Raw genomic sequence first — 12,826 nt, forward strand, 5'->3', positions numbered from 1 at the left:
TAAGTCAAGCCCCGCCCCCTTGAATTTTGGGTTGACAACCCGCCGATGACGCCGGAAGAGGCGACCGCATGGCGGTGAGCGGGTTCCTCCGAACGGAGGATCTGTCCCCCGCCCCTGTGGACAAGCATGTGTGTCACCTGGCGATGACGCTTGCAAGTGCTTGTCACGAGCGGTATTCCACTGGTTTGCTCGAAATTGAAGCAGTCCGCGACCGGTCCGTGACGATGTGCGGACGTGACATGACACGACCCGGACGGGGGGGCGGATGGCTTTCGGGGACGCACGGGCTGGGCAGGCCCCTAAAGGGAGGGCGTCGCGCACCGCTAAAATCCGCGACTTTGCAAACGCATTCCTCATTTCTTTCATGACGCAGGCAGTGGCGGGCAATTCATCCGGGCGATCGTCCGCCGGCAAGACGCCGGAACTTTTTGAACTGAAGAGCGCCTCGCTGAGCCTGCTCGCCCTCGTCCTGAAGACGGCCGATCCGGCCGCGCTCGACGCGGAGCTCCAGGCCAAGCTGGGCGAGACGCCCGACGCGTTCCACCACGATCCGCTGCTGCTCGACCTGAGCCAGTTGCCGGCCGTCGCCAACGCGGAGATCGATCCGGTCAACCCGGGCCAGGGCGTGGCGCAGGGCACGGTGCCGACGATCGACGGCCAGGGCCAGTTGAGCCTGGAGGCCGAGACGCCCGTGGAAGCGTCCGCGGAGGCCGCCGCGCCGGTGGCCCGCGTGGACATCGCCGCGCTGCTGCCGCTGCTGCGTCGACACCGCCTGCAACCGGTGGGCGTGGTCGGCGCCAACGCCGCGGAACTGGCGCGGGCGGCCGAACTCGGTCTGGCCGAGGCCCCCGACCTGCCGGTGCGCGCCGAGCGCGAGTCGCGGGAACCGCGTGGTGAGAAGGTCGTCGAGCAGGTGATCAAGGAAGTGGTCAAGGAAGTCGTCGTCGAGCGCCCGGTGGAAGTGCCGGTGCCGGCCGAGACCAGGACCGTCTACGTCGACAAGCCGCTGCGCTCCGGCCAGCAGGTCTACGCCAAGGGCGCCGACCTGGTCGTGCTGGCGGCGGTGAACCACGGCGCCGAGGTCATCGCCGACGGCAGCATCCACGTCTATGCGCCGCTGCGCGGCAAGGCGATCGCCGGCGCGCGCGGCAACACGGACGCACGCATCTTCGCGCAGCAGCTCGACGCCGAACTGATCGCCATCGCCGGCATCTACCGCACCAGCGAGAACCCCTTGCCCGACAACGTCCGGGGCAAGGCCGCGCAGGTCCGGCTCGACGGCGAAAAGCTGCTGATGGAGCCGCTGGGCACCTGAGCCCACGGACCATCCCCCACCGAACACTCTGAAAAAAAGGACCCAGCCCCATGACCAAGATCGTTGTGGTGACTTCCGGCAAAGGCGGCGTCGGCAAGACCACCACCAGCGCCAGCTTTGCCACCGGCCTCGCGATGCGCGGCTACAAGACCGCGGTCATCGACTTCGACGTCGGCCTGCGCAACCTCGACCTCATCATGGGCTGCGAGCGTCGCGTCGTGTACGACCTGATCAACGTCATCAACGACGAGATCAAGCTCAGCCAGGCGCTGATCAAGGACAAGCAGCTGGACAAGCTCTTCATCCTGGCGGCCTCGCAGACGCGCGACAAGGACGCGCTGAAGCAGGAAGGCGTCGAGCGCGTGCTGGAAGAGCTCAAGGCGATGGAGTTCGACTTCATCGTCTGCGACTCGCCGGCCGGCATCGAGACGGGCGCGCTGATGGCGATGCACTACGCCGACGAGGCGCTGGTCGTGACCAACCCCGAGGTCTCCTCGGTGCGCGACAGCGACCGCATCCTGGGCATGCTCAACAGCAAGACCAAGCGTGCGATCGAAGGCAAGGAGCCTGTCAAGGAGCACCTGCTGATCACGCGCTACAACCCCAACCGGGTCGAGGGCGGGCAGATGCTGTCGCTCGAGGACATCCACGAGATCCTGCGCACGCCGCTGATCGGCGTGATCCCGGAAAGCGAAGTGGTGCTGCAGGCGTCCAACCAGGGCTTGCCGGCGATCCACATGAAGGGAACGGATGTTGCCGAGGCCTACGCCGACGTCATCGCCCGTTTCCTGGGCGAGGACAAGCCGATGCGTTTTGTCGAGGCCGTCAAGCCGGGCTTCTTCAAGCGTCTGTTCAGCCGCTGACACCCGAGGGAGAGACCATGGGATTCATGTCCTTCTTCCTGGGCGAAAAGAAAAGTACTGCCAGCGTTGCCAAGGAGCGCCTGCAGCTGATCCTCGCCCATGAACGCAACGGTCGCGGCGCGAGCCCCGACTACCTGCCGCAACTGCAGCGCGAGCTGCTCGCGGTCATTTCGAAGTACGTCTCCATCAACCCGGACGACATCAAGGTCCACATGGAACGCCAGGACGACCTCGAAGTCCTCGAGGTCAAGATCGAGCTGCCGGAAGGCCGCAAGCTCTGATCCTGCAGTACTGCACCCGCCGCTGGCCCTCACCCCCACCCTCTCCCGCAAGCGGGAGAGGGGGTAAGAAGGGCGCCAGTCGGACTCCCTCTCCCGCTTGCGGGAGAGGGTGGGGGTGAGGGCCAGCGGCCTCACGCAGTGCGCAGATCAAGGACTTGATGAAGTCTCAAGGGCCGTTTGACACGGCCCTTGCCCGCAGCCGGAGCGGAATGCTCAAAGCCTGAACACGGCGACCGCCTGATTCAACTGCGCGGCCTGGTGCTTCAAGCTCTCCGCCGCCGCAGCCGCTTCCTCCACGAGCGCGGCGTTCTGCTGCGTGACCTGATCCAGCTGCGTGATGGCGTCGCCGACCTGGCCGATGCCCTGGCTTTGTTCGACGCTGGCGTGGCTGATCTCCGCGATCAGGTCCGAGACGCGCTTCACCTGCTCGACGATCTGCCCCATCGTCTCGCCGGCCGAGCCTGCGATGCGAGTGCCGGCCTCGACCTTGGCGCTGCTGTCGCCGATCAGCGTCTTGATCTCCTTGGCCGCCGCCGCGCTGCGCTGCGCCAGTGCGCGCACCTCGCTGGCCACGACTGCGAAGCCGCGTCCCTGCTCGCCGGCGCGCGCCGCTTCGACGGCCGCGTTCAGTGCCAGGATGTTGGTCTGGAACGCGATGCCGTCGATGGTGCCGATGATGTCGGTGATGCGGCGCGAGCTCTCGTCGATCTGACGCATCACTGCCACCACCTGCTGCACCGCCTGGCCCCCTTCCGCCGCGACCGTCGACGCGGTCTGCGCGAGCTGCGTCGCGGTGCGCGCGGTCTCGGCGTTCTGCTTCACCGTCGCGGTGAGCTCTTCCATCGACGCCGCGGTCTGCTCGAGGTTGGACGCCTGCTCCTCCGTCCGCTGCGACAGGTCGGCATTGCCGCTGGCGATCTCGCCGGTGCCCGTCGCGATCGAGTCGCTGCTCATCCGCACCTGACCGACGATGCGGGTGAGGCTCTCGTTCATCCGTTGCAACGCGCCCAGCAGCTGTCCCGTCTCGTCGCGGCTGTCGATGCGGCCGTCGACGTGGATCTGCGAGCGCAGGTCGCCGGCCGCGACCGCCTCCGCCACCTTCACCGCCTGCGCCATCGGCACGACGATCGCGCGGCTCAGCAGCCACGCGGTGAACAGCCCCACCGCCGCGATCACGATCGCGCCGAACCCCGCCTGCCAACGCAGCGCCGCACGCGCGTCCGCCGCGGCTTGCCGGGCCTCCTGCGCGTGATCCTCCTGCATCGCGACGAATTGACCGATCGCGTCGAGGTAGACCTTCACCGAGGGCACGTACTCGTTCTGCACGATGCGGCTCGTGGCGCTCCAGTCGCCGGCCGCGCCGGCCTCGCGCGCCTTCTTGCTGGCCGCCAGCAGCGTCTGCCCCAGCCCGACGATCTCCTTGAGCTTGGCCTGGTCCTCCGGACGCTTGGCCTCGGCCGAGATCTGCTCGCGCAGCTTGGCGACCTCGGGCGCATCGTTGGCGATGTTGGCCTTGAAGAGCTCGCCCACCGCCGGGTCCGAGCTGATCGCGCTGGCCATGCTGCGCGCCACCGCCGTCTGCGTCATGCCTTGCCACTGGACGGACTTGCGGATGATGTCCTGAGCCGCGTTGATGGTCGCGGTGGATTCGCTGGTGATGCGGTCGCCGCGCCAGAGCGTGAACAGGCCCACCACGAGCATCGCCACGATCAAGAGCACGATCGCGCCGTTGAGCTTGCTGGTCAGGGAAAGGTCGTTGAGCCGCATCGCTGTCTCCTGCAGGGTTCTGGTTTTTCGAAGTGAAGGCCTGGACGCACCGATTCTGAGCATCGCTTCGCGACGCTGCCAAGAGAGATTGCGCCCACCGCGGTCCCGTGTAATCCCCTATGCCTGAAACGCCGCCGCGTCACTAGGGTGACGCGAGGCGCCCGGGGCGGTCGATAGACTGACTCGAACAGCCGAAATCAAGGCGCCCGTGCGCTTGCAGGATCGCGTTCCGCGCGGTCCGGCAGCCGAGAGGCGCCGGCAACAATATCCAGGAGACGACATGGCACTGATGGGCCAGATGATGTCGATGCCCTTGCTGATCTCATCGTTGATCCAGCATGCGGCGCGCCATTCCGGGGATACCGAGATCGTCAGCAAGCGGGTCGAGGGCGACCTGCATCGCACCACCTGGGGCGCGGTCGAGTTCCGCGCCCGGCAGCTCGCGCAGGCGTTCGCGCGGCTCGGCCTCCAGCCCGGCGAGCGCGTCGGCACGCTGGCCTGGAACGGCCACCGCCACCTCGAGATCTACTACGGCACGTCCGGCTCCGGGCTCGTGTGCCACACGATCAACCCGCGCCTGTTCCCCGAGCAGATTGCTTGGATTTCCGGCGACGCCGACGATCGCGCGCTGTGCTTCGACCTGACCTTCCTGCCGCTGGTGGAGAAGATCGCGCCGCAGCTCGGCCAGGTGCGCCACTTCATCCTGATGAGCGACCGCGCCCACATGCCGGCGGCGTCCTCGATCCCGAACCTGCGCTGCTACGAGGAACTCGTCGACGCCGAGGACGGGAACTACGTCTGGCCCGAGTTCGACGAGAACACCGCGTCCAGCATCTGCTACACGAGCGGCACGACCGGCCATCCCAAGGGCGCCGTCTACAGCCATCGCAGTTCGGTGCTGCATGCCTACGGCGCGGCGCTGCCGGATGCGATGGCGTCCTCGCGCCGCGACGTGATCCTGCCGGTGGTGCCGATGTTCCACGTCAACGCGTGGGGCCTGCCCTACAGCACCGCGCTGGTCGGCTGCAAGCTGGTGCTGCCGGGACCGCACCTGGACGGCAAGTCGCTCTACGAGCTCTTCGAGACGGAGAAGGTCACCTTCAGCGCCGGCGTGCCCACCGTGTGGCTGGGGCTGCTGAACTACGTCGGCGCCAACGGGCTGAAGTTCTCGACCTTCAAGCGCACGGTGATCGGCGGCTCCGCCTGCCCGCCGACGATGCTGCGCACGCTGATGGACGACTACGGCGTGGACGTCATCCACGCCTGGGGCATGACCGAGATGTCGCCGCTGGGCACGCTGTCGCGGCTCAGCAGCCGCCAGCTCGAGCTGCCCAAGGAAGAACAGCGCCGCCTGCTCGAGAAGCAGGGCAAGGCGATCTACGGCGTGGACATGGCCGTCGTCGACGACGGCGGCCGCGCGCTGCCGTGGGACGGCAAGAGTTCGGGCAACCTGGTCGTGCGCGGCCCGTGGGTCATCGACAGCTATTTCGGTCATGAGGGCTCGCCGCTGATCCGCGTCACCGGCGAGGACGGCCGCGACGCCGGCCTGTGGTTCCCGACCGGCGACGTCGCCGCGATCGACGCCGACGGCTTCATGCAGATCACCGACCGCAGCAAGGACGTGATCAAGTCCGGCGGCGAATGGATCAGCTCGATCGACGTCGAGAACATCGCGATGGCGCATCCCGCCGTGCACGAGGCGGCAGTCATCGCCGTCGCGCATCCGAAGTGGGACGAACGCCCGCTGCTCGTCGTCGTGCGCAAGCCCACCGACGCCGGCGCCGCGCTGACCCGCGAGGCGGTCATCGGTTTCTACGAGGGCAAGATCGCCAAGTGGCAGGTGCCCGACGACGTCGTGTTCGTCGACGAGATCCCGCATACCGCCACCGGCAAGATGCTCAAGCTCAAGCTGCGCGAGCAGTTCAAGGGCCACAAGCTGCCGGGCTGCTGAGCCTGCCGGTCCCGCGCCCGCCGCAGGAGGTTCGCCACCGTTTTTCCTCTCCGCAGTTCACCGCAGTCCGCTGCGGTCCGTCGTACCCGCCGCTTCACCGCCTTGCACACACACAAAGCAAATCAGGAGACAAGCATGAGCAAGCCCAGCACGCGTTCGATTTCCTCGCCGGTCCGTCCCGTGGCCCGCGCCATCGCGGTCGCCGCCTTCGCCGTCACGGCAGCCACCGGCGCCTATGCGCAGAAAGGCGAGACGGTGAAGATCGCCTGGATCGATCCGCTGTCGGGCCTGATGGCGCCGGTGGGTCAGAACCAGGTCAAGTCCTTCCAGTTCTTCGCCGAGAAGTTCAACGCCACCAACCCGGCCGGCGTGAAGTTCGAGGTCATCCCGATCGACAACAAGCTCAGCCCGGCCGAGTCGCTCAACGCGCTGAAGTCCGCGATCGACCAGGGCGTGCGTTACGTGACGCAGGGCAACGGCTCGGGCGCGGCGCTGGCGATCATCGACGCCGTCAACAAGCACAACGAGCGCAATCCCGGTAAGGAGGTGGTGTACCTCAACCACTCGGCCGTGGACCCGGACCTGACCAACAGCAAGTGCAGCTACTGGCACTTCCGCTTCGACGCCGACACGTCGATGAAGATGGAGGCGATCACGACCTTCCTGAAGGACCAGCCCGACGTCAAGAAGGTCTACCTGCTCAACCAGAACTACGCGCACGGCCACCAGGTGGCGAAGTACGCCAAGGAAGGCCTGGCCCGCAAGCGCCCCGACGTGCAGATCGTCGGCGAGGACCTGCACCCGCTGGCCCAGGTGCGCGACTTCGCGCCCTACGTCGCCAAGATCAAGGCCAGCGGCGCCGACACGGTGATCACCGGCAACTGGGGCTCGGACCTGGCGCTGCTGGTGAAGGCCGCCTCCGAGGCCGGCTACAACGGCAAGTTCTACACCTACTACGCCGGCGTCACCGGCACGCCGACGGCCATCGGCGCCGCGGGCGCGGGACGCGTCTACCAGGCGGCCTACAACTACAACAACATGGGCGGCCAGATGGACGCCTGGGCCAACGAGTTCAAGGCCAAGTTCAACGACGACTTCTACACCGGCAGCGTCATCCACATCTATTCGGCCCTGGGCGCGGCGATGGCCAAGGCCAAGAGCACCGACCCGGTGAAGGTGGCCGCGGCGCTGGAGGGCCTGAAGTTCAAGTCCTTCAACGGCGACGTCGAGATCCGCAAGGGCGACCACCAGCTGCAGCAGCCGATCTACATCTCGCGCTGGGAGAAGGTGGACGCCAAGCATCCGTACAACGTCGAGAACACCGGCTTCAACTTCGCCGTCGTGAAGACCTACGACGCGTACGTGAGCTCCACGCCGACCTCGTGCCAGATGAAGCGTCCGAGCTGACCGGCGTCCGCGCACCGCGCACCGCGCACCGCGAGTGGGTCCGCCGGACCGCTCGCGGTGGGGCCGCGTGATGCCGCGTGATGCCGCCTGATGCGGCGCGATTGAGAGGATGAACTCTTGGAACAGATCCTGATCAACCTGCTGAACGGCCTGTCCTCCGGCCTGCTGCTGTTCATGCTGAGCTCCGGCCTGACGCTGATCTTCAGCATGATGGGCGTGCTGAACTTCGCGCATGCGAGCTTCTACATGCTGGGCGCGTACGTGGCGTATTCCATCGCCGGATGGATCGGGTTCTGGCCCGCGTTGTTCCTCGCGCCGCTGGTGGTGGGCGGTCTGGGGGCCCTGTTCGAGCGGGGCGCGCTGCGGCGCGTCCACAAGTTCGGCCATGTCCCGGAACTGCTGATCACCTTCGGCCTGTCGTATGTCGTGCTGGAGCTGGTCCAGCTGGTGTGGGGCCGCACGGCGGTGCCCTTCCCGCCGCCGCCCTCGCTGCAGGGCGCGGCCTTCACGCTGATCCACGCGCCGGGCCAGGCGCTGCAGGTGGCCTGGGGCGATGCGCCGGCCGCCGTGTGCGCCGCGGCCAGCTGCTCCAAGTTCCCGCTGACGCGCGCCTTCATGATGCTGGTCGCGCTGTTCATGCTGCTGTCGCTGTGGCTGCTGCTGACGCGCACCCGCATCGGCCTCGTCATCCAGGCCGCGCTGACGCATCCGGAGATGGTCGAGTCGCTGGGCCACAACGTGCCGCGGGTGTTCATGCTGGTGTTCGGCAGCGGCTGCGCGCTCGCGGCGCTGGCCGGCGTCATCGGCGGCGTCACCTTCGTCACCGAGCCGTCGATGGCGGTGCTCGTCGGCTCCATCATCTTCGTGGTCGTCGTCATCGGCGGCATCGGCTCGCTCGCCGGGGCCTTCGTCGCCTCCATCGTCATCGGCCTGCTGCAGACCCTGCCGCTGACCGTCGACGCGTCCCTGGCCCAGGTCTTCCAGCTCGGACCCGACACCTTCGGCTACCCCCTGCTCAAGCTCTCGCTGGCGCAGGTCGCGCCCATCCTGCCCTACCTGCTGATGGTGCTCATCCTGATCTTCCGGCCCAAGGGCCTGCTCGGCACGCGGGAGGGCTGACCGATGTCCGTCGTCATGCCTTCTTCCTCCGCTCCCGCCGCGACCCCGTCCGGCGACGCGCATCGCGTCCCTGCCCGGGCGACACGCGGCGAGACCTACCACTTCAAGCCGCACAACGTCGGCCGCTGGCTGATCTGGGGCCTGTACGCCCTGGCGCTGTTCGTGGCGCCGCTGATGTGGACCAGCAGCCTGGCCCAGACGATGCTGTCGCAGATGGGCATCGCCATCATCGCGTGCCTGTCCTACAACCTGCTGCTGGGGCAGGGCGGCATGCTGAGCTTCGGTCATGCCGTCTACACCGGGCTGGGCGCCTACCTGGCGATCCACACGCTCAACGTCGTCGGGGCCGGTCAGCTGGCCTTGCCGGTCGGGCTCGTCCCGCTCGTCGGCGGCTTGGCGGGCCTGTTCTTCGCGGCGCTGTTCGGCTACGTGTCGACGAAGAAATCCGGCACGCCCTTCGCGATGATCACGCTGGGCCTGGGCGAGCTGATCTGGTCGATGTCGCTGATGCTGCCGGAGTTCTTCGGCGGCGAGGGCGGCGTCTCGTCCAACCGCGTCGTCGGCAAGGCGGTGTGGGGCATCACCTTCGGGCCGCAGATCCAGGTGTACTACCTGATCGCGATCTACGCCTTCGTCTGCACGGCACTGCTGTTCGCGTTCACGCGCACGCCGCTGGGGCGCATGCTCAACGCGGTGCGCGACAACCCCGAGCGCGTCGAGTTCATCGGCTACGACACGCAGTGGGTGCGTTTCCTCGCGTTCCTGATCGCGGGTTTCTTCGCCGGCGTGTCGGGCGGACTGTCGGCGCTGAACTTCGAGATCGTCAACGCCGAGGTCGTCGGCGCGGCGCGCTCCGGCGCCTACCTGCTGTTCACCTTCCTCGGCGGCGCGACCTTCTTCTTCGGGCCCATCATCGGCGCCGTGCTGATGGTCGTGGCCACCGTGCTGCTGTCGGAACTCACCAAGGCCTGGCTGCTCTACCTCGGCCTGATCTTCCTGTTCATGGTGATGTACGCGCCGGGCGGCATCGCCTCGCTGATCATGATGAACCTGCGGCTGGCGGCCTTCGGCAAGCTGCGCCCGTTGTGGCCGTCCTACCTGGGCCTGGCCGGCGCGGCGCTGACGATGCTGGTCGGCGGCTCGGCGATGGTGGAAATGCTCTACCACCTGCAGCTCAACGAGGCGCTCGGCCCGAAGATGACTTACCTGGGCGTGGCGCTCGATGCGAAGAGCGTCGAGTCCTGGTTCGGCGCGGGCTTCGTGCTGGTGACCGGCCTGGGCCTGTTCGAGCTGGTGCGCCGCGAGTTCCGCGCCGAGTGGGACCGGGCGCAGGAAGAGATCGAGAAAGAGATCAAGCGGAGGGAGAGCCTGTGAGCGCGCACCACGCCCCTTATGCCTTGGAATTGAAGTCCGTCCGCAAGAGCTTCGGCAAGAGCGAGATCATCCGCGGCGCGGAGCTGGCGGTGAAGCCCGGCGAGCGCGTCGCGATCATCGGCCCCAACGGCGCGGGCAAGTCCACGCTGTTCAACCTGATCAGCGGCCGCTTCGCGCCCACCAGCGGCGAGATCCGGCTCTTCGGCGAACGCATCGACCAGCTGGCGCCGTACCAGATCAACCGGCGCGGGTTGTCGCGCAGCTTCCAGGTCTCCAACCTGTTCACGCGGCTGTCGGTGTTCGAGAACATCCGCTGCGCGCTGCTCTGGTCCATGGGCCACAAGTACGCGTTCTGGAAGTTCCTCGCCGGCATGGACGACGTCAACGACCGCGTCGAGGAACTGCTGGAGATGCTGCACCTCGACAAGAAGCGCGACGTCCCGGCGGTGAACCTGACCTACGCCGAGGCGCGCGTGCTGGAGATCGGCATCACCATCGCCGGCGGCGCGCAGGTGATCCTGCTGGACGAGCCGACGGCGGGCATGAGCAAGAGCGAGACCAAGCGTTTCATCCAGCTCATCCGGCAGGTCACCGAGGGCCGCACCCTGCTGACGGTGGAGCACGACATGGGCGTGGTCTTCGGCCTGGCCGACAAGATCGCGGTGCTGGTCTACGGCGAGGTGATCGCCTTCGACACGCCCGACGCGGTGCGCGCGAACCCGCGCGTGCAGGAGGCGTATCTCGGCTCGGTGCTGGCCGAATCGCAGAGCGCGGGAGCCCACGCATGAGCGTCGCGATGAACGACACCAACATCGGCGCGATGCGCGCCGCGTCGACCGGTTCAGCGGGTTCAGCGGGATCGGCGACGGTCGCGGCCACGCGCGCGCTGCAGCTCGACAACGTCCACGCCTTCTACGGCAAGAGCCACGTGCTGCACGGCGTCACGATGGAGGTCCGACCCGGTGAGATCGTCAGCCTGCTCGGTCGCAACGGCTCGGGCCGCTCGACGACGGTGAAGACCATCATGGGCCAGGTGGACGGCACCGGCGCTATCGCCTGGGGCGGCGAGGTGCTGCTGGGCCGCAAGGCCTACGAGATCGCGCACCGCGGCATCGGCTACGTGCCGGAGAACCGCGACATCTTCCCCAAGCTCACGGTGCACCAGAACCTGATGCTGGGCGAGAAGGGCGGCCGGCGCGGCGGCAAGCCGCGCTGGACCTTCGACGACATGTACGCGATGTTCCCGCGCCTGAAGGAGCGCCAGCACACCGAGGCCGGCGTGCTGTCCGGCGGCGAGCAGCAGATGCTGACGCTGTGCCGCACGCTGATGGGCGATCCCGACCTGATCATGATCGACGAGCCCACCGAAGGCCTGGCGCCCAAGATCGTCGAGCTGGTCGCGGAGTACCTCAAGGAGCTCAAGCGGCGCGGCGTGTCGGTGCTGCTGGTCGAGCAGAAGCTGGCGATCGCGCTGGAGATCTCCGAGCGCTGCTACGTGATGGGCCACGGGCGCATCGTGTTCGAAGGCACGCCCGCGGACCTGCGCGCGAACGCCTACGTGCGCAAGGAGTGGCTGGAGGTCTGAGGCACTGCGGCGGCGGCTGCAGACGCGGACGCGGACGCCAGCGGTGCCTCCCGGCCCAGGACCCATGTCGATTTCCCGAGATCGGCGCGCCACCCGGCGGGCGCCGGAGGAAAGTCTTGCGCCGATGCTGGCGCGTCAAAATGGATGCGCACTTTCTGGAGATCGGGTCCCGGTTGGCTGACCAGTTCCAAGGCGAGACGGCAACAGCGAGGGGTGTCGCCCCGGAGACCGACTTCCTTGGCGCCATCCGGAATCAATGCGGCGCTTGCTTCCGACTGGTCAGTGAGGCGAAGGTCCCAGTGGCTCAGCGCGAGGGCGGGCAGGGCGTCATGGAAGGCCTTGAGATGCAAAGGCCGGGTCCGGCCCAGGTCGGCAAGAAGTTCTCTCGATCCCAGGTCGAGCGCAGCGAGCAGGGCGCGGGGCGGCAACGAGAACTCAGGTGCGGCCGGGTTCAGGACATCCTCCATGAGATGAAGGGTGGGATCGCTGGGGTCCTTGACGGCCTGGCGCAGCGCGCGCCCGCCATGCGCCCGGGCCTGCGCGTCCCGAGCCGAAGGCGCGTCCGTCTCCCATCGGGCAAGCCGCGCCAGCGCCTGTGTCCAGGGGACGGTGCGATCGCCTCGTGCGGCATTCAAGGCCTCCATGCAGGCGACCGCCAAGTCCTGCGGGCAGGCCAGTCCAGGGGCCTGCAGACCGCGCTGTCGCCGCTCCAGGACCTGCGCCCGCTCATGACCGTTCAACAGGCAAAGCGGCACCTCGGCGATCATCGCTGCCACTTCGTCGTCACGGGGAGGATGCGGTCTCTTCGGATGGAAGACCAGTCGGAAGCGGCTGCTGTTCCAGGCGCTGTCGGCTTTCGCGACCCGGTCCAGGCAGTGCTCGATCGTGGTCGAGAGCGGCAGCGTTCCCCCGCGTTCAAGTCTGTCCATCTTCGTCACCTCTTCGGCCGGGAGCGCCCAGGGAGGTGATGGCGGCGCGTTGACCCGGTGGACGTCGGGATGGATGCCGGCCTGCCACGCGGCCGCCGTTTCAAGCGTGTCATCGGCCGGGATCGGCCCCTGTGTCGAAGGCATCGAGATCATCCGCTTTCTCCTTGGAGTGAGGCGCGTTGAGTTGGCCGCGATCGATTCCGGTTCCTGAGGCCGATTGGCAGCACGGGCGCTT

General features: G+C 67.5%; 11 protein-coding genes. 9 read left to right on the top strand and 2 right to left on the bottom strand.

What is annotated here, in order from left to right; all coding sequences use genetic code 11:
* The first annotated feature begins 364 nt into the window (after positions 1–364).
* The 3 genes from minC to minE are packed head-to-tail and all read left to right on the top strand — an operon-like array spanning position 365 to position 2,459.
* A complete protein-coding gene (minC, locus tag AC07O8_RS07025) occupies positions 365–1,315 on the top strand; it encodes a septum site-determining protein MinC (RefSeq protein WP_495047346.1) in 951 nt (316 codons plus the stop codon).
* Between the two features lie 50 nt (positions 1,316–1,365).
* Positions 1,366–2,178 (top strand): septum site-determining protein MinD, encoded by an 813-nt coding sequence (minD, locus tag AC07O8_RS07030; RefSeq protein ID WP_297526444.1) that lies wholly within the window; start codon positions 1,366–1,368, stop codon positions 2,176–2,178.
* A 17-nt stretch (positions 2,179–2,195) separates the two neighbouring features.
* On the top strand, positions 2,196–2,459 hold the full coding sequence (gene minE / locus AC07O8_RS07035) for a cell division topological specificity factor MinE (RefSeq protein ID WP_088403459.1): 264 nt from the start codon (positions 2,196–2,198) through the stop codon (positions 2,457–2,459).
* Positions 2,460–2,672: 213 nt separating this feature from the next.
* Here minE and AC07O8_RS07040 read toward each other — a convergent pair whose 3' ends face one another.
* The gene (locus AC07O8_RS07040; protein WP_495047347.1) at positions 2,673–4,226 is read right to left on the bottom strand and encodes a methyl-accepting chemotaxis protein; all 1,554 of its coding nucleotides are present in this window, start codon (positions 4,224–4,226) and stop codon (positions 2,673–2,675) included.
* 280 nt (positions 4,227–4,506) lie between these two features.
* Between AC07O8_RS07040 and AC07O8_RS07045 the strand changes: the two genes are divergently transcribed.
* The 6 genes from AC07O8_RS07045 (at position 4,507) to AC07O8_RS07070 (ending at position 11,662) form a co-directional block, all read left to right on the top strand.
* Positions 4,507–6,177, top strand: coding sequence for a 3-(methylthio)propionyl-CoA ligase (locus tag AC07O8_RS07045; protein WP_495047348.1), 1,671 nt, complete (start codon positions 4,507–4,509; stop codon positions 6,175–6,177).
* A 135-nt stretch (positions 6,178–6,312) separates the two neighbouring features.
* Positions 6,313–7,584, top strand: coding sequence for a branched-chain amino acid ABC transporter substrate-binding protein (locus AC07O8_RS07050; protein WP_495047349.1), 1,272 nt, complete (start codon positions 6,313–6,315; stop codon positions 7,582–7,584).
* 174 nt (positions 7,585–7,758) lie between these two features.
* A complete protein-coding gene (locus tag AC07O8_RS07055) occupies positions 7,759–8,703 on the top strand; it encodes a branched-chain amino acid ABC transporter permease (RefSeq protein ID WP_495047614.1) in 945 nt (314 codons plus the stop codon).
* A gap of 3 nt (positions 8,704–8,706) precedes the next feature.
* Positions 8,707–10,077 carry a branched-chain amino acid ABC transporter permease gene (locus AC07O8_RS07060; protein WP_495047350.1) on the top strand — a complete coding sequence of 457 codons (1,371 nt, stop codon included), beginning with the start codon at positions 8,707–8,709 and terminating at the stop codon, positions 10,075–10,077.
* A complete protein-coding gene (locus tag AC07O8_RS07065; RefSeq protein ID WP_067275955.1) occupies positions 10,074–10,865 on the top strand; it encodes an ABC transporter ATP-binding protein in 792 nt (263 codons plus the stop codon). Before AC07O8_RS07060 ends, AC07O8_RS07065 begins: the two co-directional genes overlap by 4 nt.
* Entirely contained in the window at positions 10,862–11,662 is an 801-nt protein-coding gene (locus AC07O8_RS07070) for an ABC transporter ATP-binding protein (RefSeq protein ID WP_495047351.1), read from the top strand. The genes AC07O8_RS07065 and AC07O8_RS07070 overlap by 4 nt, the downstream gene beginning before the upstream one ends.
* On the opposite strand, the gene AC07O8_RS07075 is transcribed toward AC07O8_RS07070, so the two are convergent.
* Entirely contained in the window at positions 11,632–12,744 is a 1,113-nt protein-coding gene (locus tag AC07O8_RS07075; protein WP_495047352.1) for a hypothetical protein, read from the bottom strand. The genes AC07O8_RS07070 and AC07O8_RS07075 overlap by 31 nt on opposite strands.
* Positions 12,745–12,826 lie beyond the last annotated feature (82 nt).

This window comes from Roseateles sp. GW821-FHT09G09 (assembly GCF_059415965.1).

Coding starts and splice junctions, on each gene's coding strand:
- AC07O8_RS07075 (WP_495047352.1), bottom strand. CDS start 12,744: ATGATCTCGATGCCTTCGACACAGGGGCCGATCCCGGCCGATGACACG.
- minD (WP_297526444.1), top strand. CDS start 1,366: ATGACCAAGATCGTTGTGGTGACTTCCGGCAAAGGCGGCGTCGGCAAG.
- AC07O8_RS07060 (WP_495047350.1), top strand. CDS start 8,707: ATGTCCGTCGTCATGCCTTCTTCCTCCGCTCCCGCCGCGACCCCGTCC.
- AC07O8_RS07050 (WP_495047349.1), top strand. CDS start 6,313: ATGAGCAAGCCCAGCACGCGTTCGATTTCCTCGCCGGTCCGTCCCGTG.
- AC07O8_RS07070 (WP_495047351.1), top strand. CDS start 10,862: ATGAGCGTCGCGATGAACGACACCAACATCGGCGCGATGCGCGCCGCG.
- AC07O8_RS07055 (WP_495047614.1), top strand. CDS start 7,759: ATGCTGAGCTCCGGCCTGACGCTGATCTTCAGCATGATGGGCGTGCTG.
- minE (WP_088403459.1), top strand. CDS start 2,196: ATGGGATTCATGTCCTTCTTCCTGGGCGAAAAGAAAAGTACTGCCAGC.
- AC07O8_RS07040 (WP_495047347.1), bottom strand. CDS start 4,226: ATGCGGCTCAACGACCTTTCCCTGACCAGCAAGCTCAACGGCGCGATC.
- AC07O8_RS07045 (WP_495047348.1), top strand. CDS start 4,507: ATGGCACTGATGGGCCAGATGATGTCGATGCCCTTGCTGATCTCATCG.
- minC (WP_495047346.1), top strand. CDS start 365: ATGACGCAGGCAGTGGCGGGCAATTCATCCGGGCGATCGTCCGCCGGC.